This window comes from Streptomyces sp. NPDC048644 (genome assembly GCF_043199105.1).
In the GTDB taxonomy this organism is placed as follows: domain Bacteria; phylum Actinomycetota; class Actinomycetes; order Streptomycetales; family Streptomycetaceae; genus Streptomyces.
Genome location: NZ_JBICVO010000014.1, coordinates 81,824 through 102,189, shown reverse-complemented (window position 1 = coordinate 102,189; position 20,366 = coordinate 81,824). Strand labels below are relative to the sequence as shown.

The window sequence follows — 20,366 nt, the reverse complement described above, 5'->3', positions numbered from 1 at the left end:
ATCCGTCAGAAGCGCCCTGGCCCTTCACAGCCAGCGTGCGGGGTGCGGTGCGCCGGTGTCCATCGGTGCCGAGGCCCATCTGCCGGCCCGTCGTGGGGGTCGGCCACCTGCGGAAATGGGTGCCGGGCCCGATGGCGGGGCCACGCGCGCGCGTGTGACGGTGACATGGACCCCGACCTGCCGGTCTCCGGAAGGAGGAGTCATGACGCAGCCCCGCACCGGCCCACCGCACGGCTTTGAGGCGCGGCCACGGCGCAGCACATCTCGATACGCCCGGGGTGTGCCACCAAGGCGCCGCCCGCACCGGCCGCACGCGTACCGGCGACGGCGCGGCCCGGCCTGGGCGCTGCTGGCCGTCTCCGTGGCGATGCTGGTCATGGGCATGATCCTGCCGCAGGGGCTGCTCTTCGCCTCGGGCCTGGTCACCGTGGGAACGGCGACGTATCTGCTCGCGCCGCCACAGGACCGGGACCGCCCCGGCCTGCCCTGACGCACCCCGCCGTGCCCGTCCCGGAACGCTCACCGGGGGCCGGTCGGCCCCGTAACAGCGGAAGGCGGTGACCCGTGGGACACGCCGACACCCTGCTCGCCATGGGCGGCGCCTTCCTGGCCGCCGCCGTCCTCGCCCGTATCGGCGGCCGGATCGGTCTGCCGACCATCCCGCTGTTCATGCTCGCCGGTGTCCTGCTCGGCCCGCACACCCCGGGCCCGGTCCTGGTCGAGGACGCGCACGACTTCGAGATGCTCTCCGCGCTGGGGCTGGTGCTGCTGCTTTTCTACCTGGGCCTGGAGTTCCAGGTCGACGACCTCAAGAGCGGCGGCAGACGCCTGCTGACGGCCGGCGGGACCTACCTGCTGCTGAACGTCGGCGCGGGGCTGGGATTCGGTTTCGCCCTGGGATGGGGGACGCGGGAGGCGCTGGTGCTCGCGGGTGTCCTGGGCATCTCCTCGTCCGCGATCGTCACCAAGATCCTCGTCGACCTCGGCCGCATCGCCCGCCCCGAGACCCGCCTGATACTGGGCGTCACCGTCGTGGAGGACATCTTCCTCGCCCTGTATCTCGCCGTGCTCCAGCCCGTGATCGGCGGCGCCCAGGGCGTCACGGAGACGGTACTCCAGGCGGCCAAAGCCTTCGGATTCCTGATGCTGCTGGCCGTCGCGGCCCGCTTCGGCACCCGGCTGATCGGGCGCCTGATCGCGGTACGTGACAACGAACTGCTGGTCATCAGCTTCCTCGGCGCCGCGATCCTCATCGCCGGCGTCTCCGAGGTCCTCGGGGTCGTCGACGCCATCGGCGCGTTCATGGTCGGCCTGCTCCTGGCCGGAACCCCCTCCGGGCCGCGGATCCGGGACCTGGTGCACCCGCTGCGCGACGCCTTCGCCGCGATCTTCTTCTTCTCCTTCGGCCTGGCCATCGACCCGGCGGACATCGCCTCCGTCGCCGTACCGGTCGCCGTCGCCGTCGCGCTGACCCTCGCCATGAACGTGGCCGCGGGACTGTTCGCGGCACGCCTGTACCGCTACGGCCCCCGGCCCGCCGCGAACATCGCCACCACGCTCCTCGGACGTGGCGAGTTCGCGCTGATCCTGGCCGCCATGGCCGCCGGCGCCGGCCTCGACGGCCGCCTCGCCCCGTTCATCGCCGGCTACGTCCTCGTCCTCGCCGTCCTCGGCCCCATCGCCGCCGGGCGCGCGCACCTGCTCGCCCGCGCTCTCAAAGCCGCGCGCTCGCTGCTGCCCGGCGGCCGGACGCGCCACCCCACCGGCGGCATCACCGCGTCCGCCCTGTCCTCGGAAGCGGAGCGGTAGGGCGCAGGGCGCCGCGAAGCCATCAGAAGCGCCCTGCCGCCGGCCTCAAGCAGCCCCGCCCGATCGTTGTCACCGCGGAAGGCGCCCAGTAGGTTCGGGGCCTGCCTGCGGGACACGAGCGACGGGGACGCCACGATCATGACCATCGAACGGACCGATCCGCCCCTGACGGGCAGCGAACGCGAGATGCTGCGCGGCTACCTCGACCATCACCGGGCGACGCTCGCCCTCAAGTGCGAGGGGCTGAGCGACGAGGAGTTGCGCCGGCCGTCCAGCCCGCCGTCGACGCTGTCCCAAGGACGTGTCGCTCCGCATGGTGATGCTGCATCTGATCCACGAGTACGCCCGGCACAACGGCCACGCCGACCTGCTGCGCGAGGCCGTCGACGGGACGACCGGCACCTGATCTGCGCGGCCAACGCCCGTACGGCAGCGGCTTTCTGACACCCCGCACGTGTGTGACGACCGAGGAGAGGTGCCTGTGGGAGAGAACAAGCGGCGCATGCTGGCCGGCGACTGGTACGTGGCCGACGATCCCGAGCTGAGCGCCGACACCGAACGCCGGATCGCGCTGTGCGCCGCGTACAACGCGCCCGGCGCCACCACGCCCGCCGAGCGGGCCGGGATCCTGGAGCAGCTGCTCGGCGCGGTCGGCGAAGGGGTGCGGATCCGGCCGCCGTTCCACTGCGACTTCGGCTATCACATCCGCATCGGCGCCGGGACGTTCGTGAATTTCGGCGCGGTGTTCCTGGACGCCGCACCCGTCACGATCGGCGCCGACGTCCAGATCGGCCCGTACGTCCAGCTGCTGACGCCGCAGCACGAGCTGGACACCGAACGGCGCCGGGCCGGCTGGGAGAAGGGGGAGCCGGTGAGCATCGGGGACAACGTCTGGCTCGGCGGCGGGGTCATCGTCTGCCCCGGAGTGACGATCGGCGCGAACACGGTGGTCGGCGCGGGGGCGGTGGTCACCCGTGACCTGCCGGCCGGGGTGCTGGCGGTCGGCAATCCCGCGCGGGTGATCCGCACCCTGGACGGCGACGACGACCGGGCGGTCGCGGTGGCCGGGGAACGCTGAGGGCCGGGGACGCGGCGGCCGGGAAGGCCCGCTCCCCGGCCCGCCGCGCGTCAGTTCCCCGCGATTCCCAGGCCGGTCCGCACCACGCCGACGATCTCGTCGTCGGACAGGCCGAGCCTGCGGGCCTCGGCGATCAGGCGCTCGGCCGCCTCGCCGAGGCGGGCGCGGCCGGGGGACGCGGCGTCGGTGACCACCGCGCCGCGTCCGCGGCGGAGTTCGATCAGCCCCTCTTCCTTCAGGCGCTGGTAGCCGCGCAGCACGGTGTGGACGTTGACGCCGAGTGACGCGGCCAGCTCACGCCCGGCGGGCAGCCGCTCCCCCGCGTGGAGCGAGCCGTCGGCGATGGCGCCGCGGACCGCGGCGGCGATCTGGTCACCGAGCGCCACGGCGGAGCTGGGATCGACCCGGAACAGCACTCAGTCTCCTCGGGAGGGGCGGGCGCGGTCCAGGAGGGTGTTGAACAGCGCGGCTGCGGTCGCCGCGTCGTCGACCGTCACCACGAATTCCTTGCCGCTGTGCAGCCGCAGGACGATTCCCTCACCCGAACGGAGCACCAGGCCACTGCGGTTGTGACGGACCCGGTAGCCCCAGCCGCCGAACTCGGCGGCGATGTGGACATTCCTGCTGGTGGCCTCGGCGACCCGGTCGAGAGGGATGCGCCGGAAAGCGTACGGCAGCAGGGCGGGCGCCAGTGCCAGACCGCGCCGGTCCACGGTCACCCGCACCGACGCCAGGGCGCCGGTCACGGCCCCCACCGCCAGCAGCATCCCGCCGGTGAGCCAGTCGTCCGTGATGCCGAGGAACAGGCCCCCGCAGACGGTCAGCAGGCCCAGGACGGCGAGCAGCGGGGAGCCGACGGTGCGGATCCAGCCCGCGCTCTCGCCGGCGCCGAGGTCGAGGCGGGGCGCGGCGCCGGGACGCGGCGGCTGCGGCCGTGGCTCCGGGCCCGCCAGCAGCCAGCCCAGCGCACCCACCACGACGCCGACCGCCAGCACGACGGCCACCAGCCACATGGGCAGCCGGGCGGATTCCGCCCGGTCGGCATGCGCGTTGGCCAGCAGCGTCAGGGAGGTGGGAAGAGCGAGCGTGGCGGCGATGCCCCAGCCCGTGCCGATGACCCAGCGAGACGACGCAGCGGGGCGCCCGCGGTGGACGAACACCGCGCTGCCCGCGCCGAGGAGGGCGAGGATGAGGAGCGTGCCCGTCAGGAAGCCCTGGACGGAAGTGAAGCCGTCGGCCTCGCCCCGGACGTCGAAATGAGTGGCGAGCGGATCGGTCAGCCGGTCGGCAACCTTGAGATGGATGCCGGCGACAACGGCCACCGCAGCGAGGAAGGGAAACAGGGCGATCGCGACCCGCAGGGAGCCGGTCACTGGGCGCGTGAAGGGAGCGGCAGTTTTCATGGAGACCTCCAGTTATTCGCATAGTAGTAGAACAACTGGCGATTACGAAGTCATCTCATATCTGAGATACGGTCACTTCATGGCAGACGACTACCTCGTACGCATCGGCAGGCTCATCCGGGACGCCCGGCAGCACCGGGGCTGGACACAAACCCATCTGGCCGAGGCTCTCGGCACCAGCCAGAGCGCGGTCAATCGCATCGAGCGAGGCAACCAGAACATCAGCCTTGAGATGATCGCCCGGATCGGCGAGGCGCTGGACAGTGAAATCGTCTCACTCGGCTACGCGGGCCCGATGCATCTGCGGGTGGTCGGCGGCCGTCGGCTCTCCGGCAGCATCGCGGTCAAGACGAGCAAGAACGCCTGTGTCGCACTGCTCTGCGCCACGCTGCTGAACGCGGGCCGGACCACGCTGCGCCGGGTGGCCAGGATCGAAGAGGTCTACCGCATCCTCGAAGTGCTGAACAGCATCGGCGTCCGCACCCGCTGGGTCAACGACGGCAACGACCTGGAGATCGTGCCGCCGGCCCGGCTGGACCTGGAGGCGATGGACACCGAGGCGGCCCGCCGCACCCGCAGCGTCATCATGTTCCTCGGCCCGCTGCTGCACCGCGTCGACCACTTCAAGCTGCCCTACGCGGGCGGTTGCGACCTGGGCACCAGGACCGTCACCCCGCACATGACGGCGCTGCGCCACTTCGGCCTGGAGATCACCGCGACCGACGGCACCTACCTCGCCGAGGTCGACCGCAGCGTCACCCCGCGGCGCGCGATCGTGCTGACCGAACGCGGCGACACGGTGACCGAGAACGCGCTGCTCGCCGCCGCCCGGCACGACGGCGTCACCGTCATCCGCAACGCCTCCTCCAACTACATGGTCCAGGACCTGTGTTTCTTCCTGGAGGAGCTGGGCGTCAAGGTCGAAGGCATCGGCACCACCACGCTCACCGTCCACGGCGTCGCACGCATCGACCGCGATGTGGATTACGCGCCGTCCGAGGACCCGGTCGAGGCGATGAGCCTGCTGGCCGCCGCCGTGGTCACCGAGTCGGAACTGACGATCCGTCGCGTCCCGGTGGAGTTCCTGGAGATCGAGCTGGCCGTCCTGGAGGAGATGGGCCTCGACCACGAGCGCAGTCCGGAGTACGCCGCCGACAACGGCCGTACCCGGCTGATCGATCTGACGGTCCGTCCCTCCAAGCTCCAGGCACCCCTGGACAAGATCCACCCGATGCCGTTCCCCGGCCTGAACATCGACAACGTTCCGTTCTTCGCGGCCATCGCGGCAGCGGCCGAGGGCCAGACGCTGATCCACGACTGGGTCTACGACAACCGCGCCATCTACCTGACCGACCTCAACCGGCTGGGCGCACAGGTCAAACTCCTCGACCCGCACCGCGTCCTGGTCGACGGGTCGACCCGCTGGCGCTCGTCCGAGATGATGTGCCCGCCCGCACTGCGCCCGGCCGTCGTCGTCCTCCTCGCGATGATGGCCGCCGAGGGCACGTCCGTCCTGCGCAACGTCTATGTCATCAACCGGGGTTACGAGGACCTGGCGGAGCGGCTCAACTCGATCGGCGCGCAGATCGAGACGTTCCGGGACATCTGAGGGACGCAGGCAACGACCGGACCGCGCACGGGTGTCCGCGCCCCGGCCCCGGGCACCCGTCGCGCCGTCAGTTTCTGCCGAGCAGCAGGGAACGGGGGCGGCCGGGCCTCGCGCCGGGTGCCCGGTCCGGTGTGGCCTGCGACGGCACGGAGTTGGCTTCGACCACTACGTGGGGGTCGCGCAGCAGGCCCAGTTCGATGGCGGTGCGGGTGAGGTCGGCCTTGTTGCCGACGTTGAGCTTGGCCCGGACGCGCTTGATGTACGTGCTGACCGTCGCCTCCGTCAGGCCCATCCGGCGGCCTATCTGACGGTGTGTCATTCCTTCGGCGAGCAGTCGCAGGGCCTCCAGTTCGCGGCGGGCGAGCGAACGCGGCTCGGCGTCACCGGGCTGCTGCAACTCGTTCCGGAGGCGGGGCACGAGCGTCGACGAGAGATGGAAACCGCCGCTGAGTACCGTGTCGACGGCGCGCAGCAGTTCCTCGTCGTCCGCCTGGTCGGTGACGCAGCCCAGCACGCCGGCGCGGACCGCTTCCAAGAGGCCGTAGGGCCGGGCGAAGTCCGAGATCAGCAGCACCGGGGCGCAGGCGACGAGGCGGGCGAGGGTCCGGGCGGGCAGTTCCTGCGCGGTGTGGTCGTACGCGGGCGGGCCGTAGAGGATCGCGTCGGGGGCGTCGGCATCCGGAGCGTCGAACGGAAGGTCCCGCACATGCTCCACCGCGGCGACCACATCGAACCACAGACCCTGGGAGAGCGCCCTCTCCATCCCGTAACGGACGAGATTCTGTTGCTCGATAATGGCGATGCGCGCACAACTAGACATGCGTATTCCTGTCGTCAGATCAACGCGTCACTCCGAGAGCCCTTGAGCGACACAGTAGCGGAGAACCGACTCGGCGCGTCCTCAAGGTACCGGACGAGAATGTACCGGCGCCTCGGACCCGTTTCCAGGTCGCGACGGAATGACACTTCCGTAGTTGCGCAATGGTTGCATACAGACCCCTGACGACAAATCACTCAAGGTGAATCCGATTTCCCCTGAGGGCCTTTCGCCTTTGCGTCCGCGAGGTATCTTTGCCGCTGTCCCTACGGCTGGATAATTGGAGAGTGCGAACGTGGCTGACCAGGAAAAGCCCCCACAGCCTACCGGCAAGGCGCCGGGCCGCCTGCCCGAGGAGGACCGGCACGGCTTCGTCTCCGCATTCGTGGGCGGCGTCCGTCCCGAGGGTGAACGGGGCAAGCCGGGCAAGCGGCTGGTGGCGATCGGCATCGCCGTCGTCGTGACGCTGGGTCTCGGCGCCCTCGCCGTCGGCGCGCTCACCAGCCCCGACGACAAGAAGAACCAGGCGGACAAGGTGTCGCCTGCGGCGGCCACCGGCAAGGCCGACCCCCGCCCGAAGGGCCAGGAGTCCCCCGCCGGTACCACCGGGGGCCAGGGCGGCAACGGCGGCAATGGCGGCACGGGCCGGCAGGACATCACTCCGGAAGGCCGGCAGAAGATGCCCGCGCCGGACGCCCGGGACACCACGGGCTCCGCGCACACCCCGCCGAGCCCCTCGCCCACCAGCGGCACCAAGACCACCAGGACCACCAAGGCGGAGCAGGGCAAGACCCTGTCCCGCAACGCCGTTCCGGCGTTCTCCGCGCTGGCCGGCTACGGCTGCCCGTCGAGCGCCACCGCGGGGATCTGGACGAAGGACCCCGACTTCAACAAGAAGGAGGACGGCTGGCTCAAGACCGCCACCGGCGGTTACACGGGGTCAGGTTGCACCGGCAGGTACCTCTCCGTGCCGATGTCCGGGTCGGCGACGAAGTACGACCCGGCGCAGTACGTCCTGTGGAAGTTCGACTACCGCGCCAAGATCAAGGGCGCCGCGTCCTGCCGGCTGGCCGTGTACGTGCCGGACAACCCGAAGATCCTTTACGTCGGCGGCAGCCCCGCCAAATACGCGGTCTACGACGCCGACCGCAGCGGCGGCACCCCGGCCGGCTCCTTCGACATCGACCAGGTCCGCAACCGCGGCAAGTGGCTGTCCCCCGGCTCGTTCAAGGCCACCAGCGGCCATGTGACCGTCAGGATGTTCAACACCGGCATCGACTACACCTCGTCGACGAAGCACGCGCACGACGTCGCGGCGCCGGTCCAGCTCAGCTGCACCCCGGCGTGACCGGCCGGTCCGGCGGCGCGGGCGCACCACCCGCGCGGCATCGCGCGCCGCCGGACCGGACGCAGGACGCGTGAACCGGCGGGCCCGGACGGCCCGTTGAGCCGGTACGCCGGTGCGGTCAGGTGCCCACGATCGACTTGCCTGACGGCTCGGGGAAGACCGACTGGTGGTCGGCGCGGGCGTAGTAGGTGCCCGCGCGGTCCATCAGGACGATGTACCGCCCGAGCAGCTCGATGGCGTTGGCGCACTCCATCAGCACGTTCTTCATGCCCGGGTACATGTACGGGCCGAACTTCTCGGCCGCCGAACGCACCCCCGGGTCGTCCTTGATGAGCGGCCCCTGCGGTTCGGCGAACGTCGGCTCGTGCCCGTTCCGCCGGTCCACCGCGGTGGGGGGCGTCTTGGGGATGTGCTCCGTGTAGGTCGCCTGCTCCCCGAAGACGGTGTGGGAGGCGTCGGCGCTGAGGACGAGCGCCTTGAGCGCCTCGTAGCGCGTGACCATGTCCCTGGAGGAGTCCAGCAGGAGCGTCATGCTGTCGGCCATGTCACCGACGTTGACGCTGAAGGCCGAGTGGGTCTCCGCCCTGGTCGGCTTCCCGCCGCCGCCCTCGGTCTGCGGCATGGCGGTGTCGATGGCCGGGGCGGTCGCCCAGAGCATGTACAGCGTCGGCGGAGCCTCAGCCGTGGGGGGCGGATCCGTATTCGACCCGCCCGAATCGCCGTCGCCGTCCGACTTGATGGGCACCCGGTGCGGGCCGTACCGGGAGTCTTTCGGTTCCACTGCCTCAGTCGCCTTCCGCCGCGCTCACCCGGGTAGGGTCCGGTTCGCCCCATCCCATCCGACGCGGCGACCTCCGGACAGGTCCCCGTTCGGGGGCGCCCCCCTCCTCGGAACGGTGGCCTCGGCCCTCCCCCCGAACCGGGACATGCCTTCGGACGAAGCGGGCACTTAGGGTCACCGAATGGCCTCTCACAGCCTGACCCTCACAGAGTTCCGGATCGAACTCGACCTGCTCCACGACACCATCGGCACGGTCGCCGGGTGCACCTCCTCCATCGAGGAGGACATCGCGGCCGTGAAGGAGGCGTTCCGCCTCGCCGAGGCCGTCTGGCAGTCGCCGTCCAGCGCGTCCTTCAGCAATCTCCAGCGCGAGTTCAGCACCAACATGGACACGCTGGTCACGCTGCTGCACGAGATGAAGCGGCGGATGCAGGCCGCTTACCACACTTACCACGAGGTCGAAGAGAAGAACACGCGGAACTTCCACAAGAAGCACTAGGCGGCCTGCCGGACGTGCGAAGCCACAGCTCAGGCCCGTCGGCGGGGACTCCGCCCCGGGCACGTCAGCGGAACGTCAGCGTTACGTCAGCGGTGGACCGGATAGTGGTCGGCATGAGCAGACTCGAAGCCGCGCCCGTGGCGGCTGCCGTCGTCGCCGGTATCGGCGGGGTGGGGTGAGGCAGCGGTGAGCCCCGGTACGGACCCCACGCCCGAAACGCCGGTCGTCTACGGACAGGTCGGCGGCGTGCACGCCAAGATCACCGTCGATGGTGAGCTTCTCCGGACCTACGGGGAGCAGATCGGCGGCCCCGACGGCGGGGGCGGCTACGTCGAGGACCTCGGCTCCCAGGTGTCCCGGCTCTTCAAGGCGCTCGGCGCGCTCCAGCTCGGCTGGGCGGGCCAGACCCAGGAGGAGGCCGAAAGCTTCTTCAGACGCCTGGACGCCTGCATGACCAGCCTCTTCGGCAAGACCGGTGACGAGCAGAGCCAGGCGAACAGTGTGCTGGCCCGGGTCGCCTTCTCGCTGACGCTCGCGGGCAACAACTACCTGTCAGCGGAGGACGCGATCTCCAAGGAGTTCGGCGACTTCGCTTCTCAGCTTCTCTCCTGGGGAGGAGGCGGCGACGGGAAGAAGGAGAACGCGACCGACGCCAACAAAACCGCGATCGGTGAAATTTTCTGACCTCCGGACTCCCGGTCTCCTGACTTCTCCCCGGTCGCTTCTCTTCTTCAGCGGTTCGCTGTAGCGAATTCTTCGTCGGCGGTTCCCCTTAGCCGTTCCTCCTTTCCCTTTCTCCTCACCCAGGTGATGTCGTCATGTACGAGCCCGACCCGACCATTGCCGACAACATCTACGCCCTCGGCAATGCGTGGATCGAATTCGGGGACGCGCTGTGGGAAAAAGTGGCCGCCATGGACACCTCCGTCCAGGGCATGCAATGGAGCGGGGACGGCAGGGAACTGGCCGTTCAATGGTCGTGGACCCTTCTGCGGGACGGTAAATTCAAGCCGGCCATCAATCACGCCTGGGATGTCGGAAACGCCATCAACGCGTTCGGCGACTTCGTGAAGGAGGTGCAGGCCAAGGAGCTGCACGCGGCGAAGATGCAGGCGATCAAGATGATGATCACCACCCTGCTCCCCCTCCTCGCCGCCGTGGCTCTGGCGGTCCTGCTGCCGCTGGGCGCGATCGTGGCGGCGCTGACCTCGGTGCTTGAGGCCATGGGCGCCGTCATCGAGGGGATCGCGCTCGCGGCCGTCTACGCCGGCGCCGTCGCGATCGACGTGATCTTGAACATCGTCGTTCAGCTCGGCTTCGACGTCGGTGCGCAGGCACTCGCCGCCGCCGTCACCCACACCGACATGCCCGACTTCGGGAGCAAGGAGTGGTGGAAGCACGAGGGCCTCAACCTCGGCCTCGCGGGGGCGGGAAGCCTCCTCGCTCCGGGGCTGAAGGGTCTCGGCGCGCTGCGGAAGGGGCTGGGTGACCTGACCCGCGGCCCGAAGCTGGCGGCGCCGAAGTTCGACCCGAAGGCCGAAGTGCCGCCGCTGGGAGGCGGTAGGGGCGCAGCCGGGTTCGACGCGCCGAAGGGCTCGTTCGCCCCGCCGTCGGGCCTCGGCAATCTCGACGGCAAGCTCGTCAACAAGATCCCGGAGGGCCCCGGGAGCAACGTGGCGAACGGCGGCAACGTCCTTCCCAAGAAGACGGACACGATCGGCCCGGTCGGGGAGATCATCCCCAATTCGAAGATCCCGGTGAACGGCGCCGACGTCCATCCCCCGAAGGCCCCTCCGCGCGGCACCGGCGAGAACGTGGTCACGCCGCCGAACAGCGGTAGCCGTCCCCCCACCGAGCCGCCCGTCCAGCGGCCGACCGACCTCGACGGCACCACGTCGCACGCGAACCCGTCGAAGACGAGCGCGGCGCCCGCTCCCACGCCGAACACCGGCAAGAACACCGCGCCGTCGAACGGGACGCACGTCACCGACGGACGGCCGGGCGCCACGCACGCGTCGCGCCCCGAGCAGCACGCCGTCCCGGGGAACGGCCCCGGGGCGGCCGGCACTCCGGGCAAGAGCGCCGCGAACGTGGGCGACGAGGGGCTGCGGAACCCGGGCCATCAGACGTCGCCGCAGCCGCCGTCCGGCAGGAATCCCGCGGGTGACGTCACGGTCCCCGGGGGCGACCTGCACGGTGTGAAGGGGCAGGACGCCGCCACCGGGAACACCGGAAGCCCCAAGCCCCAGGACGTCAACGCGTCCGGGGCGGCGGACGGCAAGCTCCGTGCGGAGAGCGGCAAGCCGCTGCACACGCCCAGGACCGACCTCCACCCGGGGGCCGAGGGCAAGGGCATGCCGGAGAGGTCCCCTTCGACGGTGCGCTCCGGGGACATGCCGTCGCTGGAGAACAAGCCGACCAGCACCGACCACAGGGCCGCGTTGGCGAACGAGCCCGCGGCCTCCAAGAGCGTCGTGGAGAACAAGGCCCCTGCCACCAAGGGCGCCTCGGAGACCAAGCCCGCCGGCGACAAGGCCACCGCCGGTCAGCTGAAGCAGGAGACGCCGCCCAAGGGCACGGCGCAGTCGGAGACCTCCGGGAGCATCACCAAAAACGAGGCCGGACGCACGTCCGAGACCAACTCCCTCGCCCAGAAGCCGCACGAGACCTCGGCGTCATCCGGCAGCACGTCCCACGACGCCGCCGCCGGGAGCACCAACGCCTCCGACCGCACCCACGTCACCCGCACCGCTGACGACTCCGTCCACCACCAGGCGCCCGCGCCCGGCGCCAACGGAGGACCCGCCTCCCCTCGCACGGGAAGCAGCCACGTCGGGGCCGATGGGACCGCCGCCGCGACGGCACAGGCGGAGAAGCCGGGGGCCGCCACCGCCAAGGAGAAGGCGTGGGCCACCGAGAGCGAGAACCTGAAGAAGAACACCGCCGAGAGGCTGGCCACCGCCGAACGGGTCCAGAAGCTCACCTCGGACGAGCACTTCAACGAGGGCGGGCGGAAGCTCCAGGACCGGTTCGCGGAGACCACCACGTCGTCCAAGGCGCTCCGGTCGCTGGACGACGTCGAGCGCCAGAAGGTCTTCGACGAGCTGGTGGGCGACGCCCGCGGCACGTTCGACAAGACCTTCGCCCCCTTCCGTGAGGGCCGCGACGTGCACGCCGGCGCGCTCGCGAAGGCCGAGCAGCAGTGGCAGAAGGAGCTGGACAAGCTCGGCGACACCATCCGCGGACGCGGCCAACTGCACAAAATGCAGACGAAGTTGGACGCCAGGATCGAGACCGAGGTGGCGTCGGCCAGGAAGCAGTGGAGCGCCGAAGGCCATGACGCGGACCTCGTCGACAAGGCCGTCAAGGAGTACGAGGAGGGCCTGGGCCACGTCTCGAAGGCCACGTACGGCGAGCTGAAGACGAAACCGCACTGGCAGGTCAGCAACAAGGGCCAGCGGTTCGACCAGATGGCACGCGGCCTGCGCGACGGGCTTCCCGACCGGCTGGGCCGGGAGATCGAGTTCCAGGGCACGGTCGGCAAACACCTCAGCGCCTGGGAGGAGTTCGGGGCCGGTCTGACCAAGGAGGAGTCCGCCGCCCTGCACGGCCGCTACTCCGACGGCGCGAAGCAGGCGTTCGGCGACCTGGTGGACAAGGAGGCCGGCAAGCTGCTCACGAAGAAGCAGCAGTTCCGCCCCTTGGCTCAACTCACGTCCAAGGAACGGCAGTTGGCCCACGACCTCGCCGTGAAGAAGTGGCCGCTCAGGGAAGAGGACCTGATCAAGCGGCTGGACGCCGAGGTGCAGGCCACCAAGGACATCCGCCGCTTCGCCGACGACCTGCCCACCCGCCTGGACAAGGATCTCCCGGACCGGCCCGGCACCCCCGGCGCCAGGGAGCAGCACGCCGACAGCGTCCACGCCTCGCTGAAGCGCGACGCCGAGACGCTGCTCGACGACCTCAGGAACAAGCCGCTCGACACCCGGTCCGGGGAGATCCAGAAGTTCACCCAGGACGGGCTGTCCCGGCTCAACAGGGGCGTCGACGAGCGCTTCCGCTTCGAGAGCGGCGCCTGGGAACGGTGGAACGCCCAGCAGACCCACGGCTCCGGCCACACCGCCGGACCTGGCGCGCACGGCGATCAGGTGCGGTCGTGGCAGAACGACCTCACGCACCAGGCACTCGCCGACACCCGCAAGGGCCTGGGCACCGACTACTCCCCCGCCCGGGTCGACGACGCGCTGGCGAAGCTGGACGCGTCACTCGCCGACATCGAGAAGGCGGCACCTGAGCTGCGGGAGAGCGCGGAGCAGCTGCCGGAGACGACCGCCAAGGCCGAAGCGGCGTGGGACGAACTGACCGCGGGCCGGACCGGGTTGCACCAGGCCACCGCGGACCGCATGTGGGCGGAGTTCCACCACGACTGGATGTCAGGGCACAGCAGGATCTGGTCGGACGGACGGATGGACGGCGTCCGGTGGCACGCCCCGGAGAGGACCCCCGACGGGCCGTCCCCCGCCGCCGCGACGGCCGAGCACCAGGCCGCCCGGACCCGGCTCACCGACTACTACGACACCGTTCTCGATGTGGCCGAGAGCCGCAACATGAACCTGTCGCGGCTGACCGACGACGTGAACCGGGCTGCCAAGGACTGGCAGCCGCCGCACCAGCGGTTCGACGGAGCGGCCGGCACCGCCAGGGAAGCCGCCGACGCGGCCAGGGAAGCGGCCGAAGCAGCCAAGCGCGCGGCCACCGCGGCCAAGGAGGCCGCCGAAACCGCCGAGAAGGCCGCCGGGAAGGGCGGCCGGAGCGGCGCGGCGCCCCAGAGGTCCGTCCCGGCACAGGGCGGGGCCGCCACCCGGGGCGAGCACACCGTCCCCTCGGGGAAGCAGGCCCCCGAAACGCTCCACGACGGCGTCGCCAAGGCCAAGGAGGCCCACTCGGCGGCCCGGACCGCCGACGACGCCGCGGCTGCGGCCCGGCAATCGGCCGCCAGGGCCACGGACGCCGCGGCGAGCGCCAAGGCGGCCACCGAGCGGATCGGGCAGGGCGGGAAGACCCACGCGGCGGCGGACGGAACGGCCGCGGCCCGCGAGTCGGCAGCCGCCGCCCGGGAGGCCGCCGAGGCCGCCGAGCGGGCCGCAGCGAAGGCCGCGGACGCCGCCGACGAGGCCGGCCGGGCCGCGGAAGCCGCCCAGCGGGCCGCGGTCGCCGCGGAGGAGTCGGGAGCCCACCACTTCCACGAACTGGTGGGCCGCCGCTCGGCGTTCGAGCCCACCGCGGCCGACATCAAGGCGGTGGTGGACGAGGCGACCGCCGATCTGCACGCGCACTTCACGAAGCTGACCGAGCTGCCCGAGCGTGGCCTGGTCAAGAACGTCGACCGCGACGCGCTGCACGACTCCTGGGCGGCGTACCACCGCAAGCTCATCGACGAACTGCCCACCCGCTTCGACACACGGTTCCGCGAGGGCGACTGGGATCCGGCGGCGGGCAAGGCCGTCGACGACGCCCTGGCGACCCCGGAGTTCCGGAAGAACCCGCTGCCCGACGGCCTCGCCCACCTCGTCAAGCACCGGTACGTGCAGGACCTGGCGGAGGCCCGGACGGCAGGGCCCGGCGGGGGCGACCCGGCCGGCACCATCGGCGACCGGCTCGACTTCGCCCGCGCGGTGGAGCTGCGGGTCGACGAACTGATGAAGCGCTACGACGCCAGCGCCGGCGCCGCCGACGACCTCGGGGACGGCGCCGCCCGGGAGACCGGGCGCGAGGAGTGGCGCCGGTCCGCCCGTGGCCGGCTGCTGGACACGTACCACGGCATGCGGGACCTGCGCGCGACCGGCATGGGGACGCGGGAGGCGTCCGACCTCGCGCTGAACGGCACCTCGCTGAAGCTGGCGGAACACCTGCGGATCGAGCGCGAGCTGCTGCCCGGCCTGGAGGCGAAGCTCCAGGACATGGGGTTCCGGCGCGACATGGACAGTTCGGCCGTCGACGCGGCCGTGGGGAGCCTGGAGAAGGACCTCAAGGCCGCCGTGGACGACGCGTTCGGCGCCTTCCCCTCGGGCGGCAGGGCCGATCCGTACACCGCAGGGCACGCGGCGGGGCACAGCAGGACGGCCATCGGGGCGATGACGGGCGAGCGCGGTCTGGCCGGCCGGCTGCGCTACCACGAGGAGTTGGACGCCCAGCTCCGCACGCTGCGCTCCGAGGCCGACCGGAGCCGCCTGCTGGACGACGAGCACGGCCTCGAACGGGTCCACGACACACTCGCATCGGAGCTGGAGAAGGCCGCCGACACCCACCTGGGCGGCGTCCGGACCGGCCGGGATCCGCTGCTGAACGGGGACCTCGACCCGCGCTTCCGGGCCTGGCGGAACGAATCCCGGGACGTCCTGGGCCGCTTCGACGCCGAACTGGCCATGGACGAGTCCCGGCGGACCGCCACCCGTCACGCGGGCGAGGTCTTCGAGAGCCGGTTCGGCGGCCACAGCGTCTTCGACGACTACACCCCGCACGGCGGCCAGAGGTTCGGCGCGGACGACGTGGCGGATTCCTTCCGGCACGACTGGGTCGCCCTGGACGACCACTTCCGCCGCCCCGGTGCCAGTGACCTCAAGAGCTGGCTGGACGCCGAGAAGCACAGCGCCGACGACTTCCGAAAGGGCCTCGACGGCGCACGGGCGGCGAAGGAGGCCAGGACCGCCCAGGAACTGAAGGAGCATCAGGCGCAGAAGGACGCCGGTGCCGCGGGCGCCGATGACACCGCGGACGCCCCCGCGGGCCGCAAGGACACCGCGGGCGGGACGGGCCGCGACCTCACCGGGCAGCAGCAGGTACCGGAGCAGCTCCGCACGGAGAAGCACACCGCACAGGACCAACTCCAGGCGCAGGAGCGGCGGTCAGCGGACGCGGAGACGCGCGACCAGGCATCGCAGCAGCAGGAACTCGTCCGGGAACCCGCCCCGAAGCGGGAGCGGGAGCCGGAGCCGGTACCGGACCGGGAGGACTACCTCCGTCAGCGGTCCTGGCAGTACTACCGCTCCCACCTCGACGACGACATGGTGCTGCGCGCCTTCGGCGACACACGGCAAGCCGGCGGCCTCAAGGGCGAGTTCAGTGTCCTGTTCGCCGACGGCGTCGAGCGCGGGCTCACCGAAGGCGCAGCCGCCGACGCCGCCGCGCGGGCGGTACGGCCCGCCTACGAGCAGGCGCGGGCCGACTGGGGGGTCAGGGAGGGCCTGCGGCGCGAGTTCCGCTCGGTGCTGCGCCAGGGCCCGCTCACGCCCCGTCCCGGGCTGACCGACGGGTGGATATGGGAGAACGACCTCGGCCGTCACCAATCGAGCTGGGACAGCCGGGCCGGGGAGTGGTACGCCTCCAAGCTGGCCCGGCTGGAGCAGGAGTACATCGACAGCCGCGTCGCGCCGGCCGATGACGGTCAGGTCCTGACGGACCGCACCGTCCGCGCCACGGCGCTGCGGCTGACCGACCTCGCCGCGCCGATGTCGCACGTGCTGGAGCGCTTCACGACGTACAGCAAGTCCTACGACTTCCACCCGCGGTCGGCCTGGAGCCGTGAGACCCTCCACTGGTTCAGGGGGGAAGCGCACCTCCACCAGGCGCAGGCGGTCGAGGCCCTGGAGCGCGACCCCGGCTCGCTGGCCGCCGTCCAGAAGCAGTACGCCGAGCGGATGGCGGTACTGCTGCGGGGCGCCGAGCTGCGGGAGCGGCCGGGTCTGCTCGACGGCGCGCACGCCGCCTACACGCCGGTCCCCTCCTACGACGGGTCCGATGGGCGGCGGGCGGCGGTCATGCACGCCGGCGAGCAGGGGCTGCGGGAGCAGTACGACCGGCTGCTCACTCAGGCGGGCGAGGACGCCGCGTACCGGCAGCAGGTGCGGGTGGCCGTCGAGGAGTGGGCGCACGCCGATGGCCGCACGCTGTCGGCACAGCAGGTGGAGCGGCTGGCCGATGAGGCGTCCCGTTTCCGCGAGTTCGGCGACGGCACCCCGGCCGAGCTGCGCACGTCCTTCCAGGACCGCATCGCTCTGTACGCCGCCCGCGAGGCGGCCTTCGACCGGGGCCGTGCCGCCTTCGACCGCGCCGTGCACTCCTGGAGCCTGTCGCTGCGCGACTCCGGCGCCGCGTCGCCGGCCTTCACCCCCGACGCGCAGCTCGTCGCGCAGGTCGCGGCGGAGCAGCGGGAACTGTTCGAGCAGCAGCTCGACGTCCACGTCCGTGCGACGTTCGCGTCGCCCGCTGACGCCCGGGGCACCCGTCTGTCCGCCAACGTACGCACGGGCCTGACGCAGTTGCAGAAGCTGCTCGCCGCGCTCCCCGACGCCCTGGACCTGCGCGCGTTCCACGTGTCGGAACGCGGGCGCGCGGCCCGGGAGTTCGACGCCGTGGGCGCGGACCTCGGGGCCCACCTGACGGCGGAGCAGCAGGCGCTGCTGGAGAAGTCCGGGGCGCAGGACCACACCCTCTCGCAGGCGGGCCGCGACACCGTCCGCGACCGGCAGCTCGCCGCGCTCGACACGGCGCTCGCCGGGCACACGGGGCCCGGCGCTCTCGCTGCGGCGCGCGGGGACGACCCCGAGGCGCTGGCACGGTGGCACCAGGAGTACGCCGCCGTGCTGGCGGAGCTGCCGTCGCGGCTGGTCGTCCAGACCGTCCGTGAGGCCGCCATGGTGCGCTCACTCAAGGACGTCGAGGACGCCGCCGCGGCGCTGAGCGGGGCGTCGGGCTCCGCTCAGGAATTCCTGCGGTACTTCCCGGCGCTGGCGCCTGACCTGGCGCTGGCCTCGGCCGTGGCGTCGGTCCAGCACGCCACCGCCGCGGCGGTGAACACCGCGTTCGACCGGGCCGTCGCCGACGCCCCGGCCGGGAAGCTGCTCGCCGGGTGGGACGCCACCTACGCCGAACTGACCGGCGAGGAGCGGATCAGGACGCAGCTGACGGCCACCGCCGCCAAGCTGTCCGCGCTGGCCGGGGCCGACCTCGCCTTCGCGCAGCAGCTCGCGGAACGGCAGGCCGCGGGCTCCGGACGCCCCCTGACGGACGAGGCGGCCGACCGGGCCGCGGCCGGTTTCCGCGAGCGTGCGGCGGCCGGCTTCGACGCGTCCTTCGGCGGGTCACTCTCCGGCACGGACGAGCTGTTCGGTGGTGTCGTGGAGTGGCAGCACCGGTTCGCGCGCCTGGAGAACGCGCTCCCCGGCCACCTCCACTTCGAGGCGGAGGCAGCGGTCGCGCTGGAGGCGGGCGACAAGGCGTACGCCGCTCTCGCCGACACCCACGCGGTCGACGACGCCGTCCGCGCACGCTTCGGAGCACAGTTCCACGCCGACCACTTCGCCGTGTACCGCCGGGTGTGGGCGCCGCACGACCTCGCTCCGTCCTGGCTGCACGACCACGACGCCGCGGCCCCGCACGCGGACCACGCCGAACCCGTCACGACGTACCGGGACGCCTCTGAGAAGACGGAGCGGGACGCCGGGCAGGACGCCGATACGGTCACCCTGCCCCAGGCGCCGCTCACCAGCGTCCCGCGGCCCGTCGAGGCGCCGGCGCAGGCGGAGCGGCACCTCGCCGCGGCGCAGGCGGACTGGGAGGCGGCGCTGACCGCCGAGGCGACGGCCGCTCTGGTGACGGCCCGGCAGGCCGAGCGTGAGGCCGAGGCCGGCCTGCGGCAGCCGTCGGCGGCGTACCAGGAGGCGCGCACCGCTCTGGTGGCGGCCGACGCGGCGCACCGGCAGGCGCAGTCCGCCCTGGAGGACGGCTTCCGGACGCACGCCGGTCTGGTGCGGACGGAGCGGAACGCGCGGGCCCGCGCGGCGACGCCGGAGCGGGACGCCGATCGGCGGCAGCAGGACCCTGAGGTGCGGCACCTGCCGTCCGGCCACGTCCACCTGGGCAGCGGCCCGGAGGCGGTCTCCCGGCTCGACGCGGCGTTGCGCGCGCTCGGCCGGGGCGCGCGTGCGCAGGTACTCGCCCTGGACGGCGAGGGCCGGTGGGGCGCGCCGGTGTGGACCGCCGAGCACCTGGGCGCCTACGGCACGGCCTGGACCCGTGCCGACGGCGTCGGGTTCGGATTCCCGTCCGTGCAGGCGATGTTGCCGTCGTCCGTGGCCCCGGGGGCCGACACGGTGCCGGTGGTCGCGCAGCTCCTCGATCCGCGGGGCACGGCCCTGACATCCGATGGCCTGGCGGCGCTGGTGCCCGCGCGGCAGCCGGGCCGGGGCGCCGACGAAGCCGCGGACCGGCTGGAGCGGGTGCGCGATGAGCTGCGGGAGGTGACGACGCGCCTGGCGCGGGCGGAAGCGGCCGAGCGGGAGGCGGCGGCCCGGCTGGAGCGGGCGGGGCAGGACGCACAGCGGGCCCACGACGCGCTCGGCGCGGCGCGGCGGACCTGGGAGGCGGCGCGGAAGCACGTCGACGCGACCGCGCGGCGGGCCGGCCTGTCCCCCGCACGGACCGACGCGCCGGACACCCGGCGGCGGGGCTCGTGGTTGATCCCGCTGGGCGCCGAGCCGGTCACTCAGGGCACGCCGTCCCCCGGCGCGGTGGACACCGCGCTGGCGAGCGCGGAGGATCACGTCGCCGCGGCGTTCCGGGCCGCCGACGGGTACGAGCAGGCGCAGTCGGACGTCCAGGCGCGGCTGCGGGAGTACGACGCGCTCGTCCGGGCCGACCGGCGGGCCCGGCGCGGGACGGACGTCCTGGACGAGGCGGGCCTGGAGAAGCTGGGCCGGGCGCTCATCGAGGCGCGTGCGCAGCTCGACGCGGCGGCGGCGGTCCTGCGGGAGGCCCGGGTGTGGCGGGACCGGACGCAGCAGGCCGCGTTCGACCGGCTCGCCGCGGTGCCGGGGATGATCCCGGTCGGCGTCCCGGCGGCGCAGGCCGTGGACCCGATCTACGCCGAGATCTTCGGCACGGACGACGACACCACCGCCCAGCCCCACCCACAGATCTCCCAGCCGCCCCACACCGTCGACCCGATCTACGCCGAGATCTTCG

12 protein-coding genes and 1 pseudogene (1 of these 13 cut by a window edge) are annotated in these 20,366 nt (G+C 72.2%); 9 read left to right on the top strand and 4 right to left on the bottom strand.

All coding sequences use genetic code 11. The annotated features are described in order from the left end of the window. Nucleotides 1-202: 202 nt before the first annotated feature. The 4 genes and pseudogenes from ACGFNI_RS27265 (at nt 203) to ACGFNI_RS27250 (ending at nt 2,887) form a co-directional block, all read left to right on the top strand. The gene (locus ACGFNI_RS27265; RefSeq protein WP_393687302.1) at nt 203-490 is read left to right on the top strand and encodes a hypothetical protein; all 288 of its coding nucleotides are present in this window, start codon (nt 203-205) and stop codon (nt 488-490) included. Nucleotides 491-564: 74 nt separating this feature from the next. After that, nucleotides 565-1,809 carry a cation:proton antiporter gene (locus ACGFNI_RS27260; RefSeq protein ID WP_393687301.1) on the top strand — a complete coding sequence of 415 codons (1,245 nt, stop codon included), beginning with the start codon at nt 565-567 and terminating at the stop codon, nt 1,807-1,809. 138 nt (nt 1,810-1,947) lie between these two features. Next, nucleotides 1,948-2,215 (top strand): annotated as a pseudogene (locus ACGFNI_RS27255) (DUF664 domain-containing protein). Between the two features lie 75 nt (nt 2,216-2,290). Beyond that, on the top strand, nt 2,291-2,887 hold the full coding sequence (locus tag ACGFNI_RS27250) for a sugar O-acetyltransferase (protein WP_393687300.1): 597 nt from the start codon (nt 2,291-2,293) through the stop codon (nt 2,885-2,887). Between the two features lie 50 nt (nt 2,888-2,937). On the opposite strand, the gene ACGFNI_RS27245 is transcribed toward ACGFNI_RS27250, so the two are convergent. Both ACGFNI_RS27245 and ACGFNI_RS27240 read right to left on the bottom strand, forming a co-directional pair. Then, entirely contained in the window at nt 2,938-3,303 is a 366-nt protein-coding gene (locus tag ACGFNI_RS27245; RefSeq protein ID WP_393687299.1) for a GntR family transcriptional regulator, read from the bottom strand. Further along, nucleotides 3,304-4,290 carry a DUF1648 domain-containing protein gene (locus ACGFNI_RS27240; protein ID WP_393687298.1) on the bottom strand — a complete coding sequence of 329 codons (987 nt, stop codon included), beginning with the start codon at nt 4,288-4,290 and terminating at the stop codon, nt 3,304-3,306. It lies immediately after the preceding gene. Nucleotides 4,291-4,369: 79 nt separating this feature from the next. Between ACGFNI_RS27240 and ACGFNI_RS27235 the strand changes: the two genes are divergently transcribed. Beyond that, complete coding sequence (locus ACGFNI_RS27235) at nt 4,370-5,899, top strand: helix-turn-helix domain-containing protein (protein ID WP_393687297.1); 1,530 nt, start codon at nt 4,370-4,372, stop codon at nt 5,897-5,899. 67 nt (nt 5,900-5,966) lie between these two features. Here ACGFNI_RS27235 and ACGFNI_RS27230 read toward each other — a convergent pair whose 3' ends face one another. Next, the gene (locus ACGFNI_RS27230) at nt 5,967-6,719 is read right to left on the bottom strand and encodes a DNA-binding response regulator (RefSeq protein ID WP_393687296.1); all 753 of its coding nucleotides are present in this window, start codon (nt 6,717-6,719) and stop codon (nt 5,967-5,969) included. A 292-nt stretch (nt 6,720-7,011) separates the two neighbouring features. On the opposite strand from ACGFNI_RS27230, the gene ACGFNI_RS27225 reads away from it, so the two are divergent. Next, entirely contained in the window at nt 7,012-8,064 is a 1,053-nt protein-coding gene (locus ACGFNI_RS27225; RefSeq protein WP_393687295.1) for a hypothetical protein, read from the top strand. A 118-nt stretch (nt 8,065-8,182) separates the two neighbouring features. On the opposite strand, the gene ACGFNI_RS27220 is transcribed toward ACGFNI_RS27225, so the two are convergent. Next, nucleotides 8,183-8,845: a hypothetical protein gene (locus ACGFNI_RS27220; RefSeq protein ID WP_393687294.1), complete on the bottom strand. Its 663-nt coding sequence runs from the start codon at nt 8,843-8,845 to the stop codon at nt 8,183-8,185. 181 nt (nt 8,846-9,026) lie between these two features. Between ACGFNI_RS27220 and ACGFNI_RS27215 the strand changes: the two genes are divergently transcribed. The 3 genes from ACGFNI_RS27215 to ACGFNI_RS27205 form a co-directional block, all read left to right on the top strand. Then, nucleotides 9,027-9,344, top strand: coding sequence for a WXG100 family type VII secretion target (locus ACGFNI_RS27215; protein ID WP_393687293.1), 318 nt, complete (start codon nt 9,027-9,029; stop codon nt 9,342-9,344). Between the two features lie 186 nt (nt 9,345-9,530). Beyond that, a complete protein-coding gene (locus ACGFNI_RS27210; protein WP_393687292.1) occupies nt 9,531-10,028 on the top strand; it encodes a WXG100 family type VII secretion target in 498 nt (165 codons plus the stop codon). A 134-nt stretch (nt 10,029-10,162) separates the two neighbouring features. Further along, nucleotides 10,163-20,366: the 5' end (the start) of a protein-glutamine glutaminase family protein gene (locus ACGFNI_RS27205; RefSeq protein ID WP_393687291.1), read on the top strand. 23,195 nt of this gene lie beyond the right edge of the window; 10,204 of the gene's 33,399 nt are visible here — the first part of the coding sequence; it begins with the start codon at nt 10,163-10,165; its stop codon lies beyond the right edge, outside the window.

Coding starts and splice junctions, on each gene's coding strand:
- ACGFNI_RS27265 (WP_393687302.1), top strand. CDS start 203: ATGACGCAGCCCCGCACCGGCCCACCGCACGGCTTTGAGGCGCGGCCA.
- ACGFNI_RS27240 (WP_393687298.1), bottom strand. CDS start 4,290: ATGAAAACTGCCGCTCCCTTCACGCGCCCAGTGACCGGCTCCCTGCGG.
- ACGFNI_RS27235 (WP_393687297.1), top strand. CDS start 4,370: ATGGCAGACGACTACCTCGTACGCATCGGCAGGCTCATCCGGGACGCC.
- ACGFNI_RS27230 (WP_393687296.1), bottom strand. CDS start 6,719: ATGTCTAGTTGTGCGCGCATCGCCATTATCGAGCAACAGAATCTCGTC.
- ACGFNI_RS27215 (WP_393687293.1), top strand. CDS start 9,027: ATGGCCTCTCACAGCCTGACCCTCACAGAGTTCCGGATCGAACTCGAC.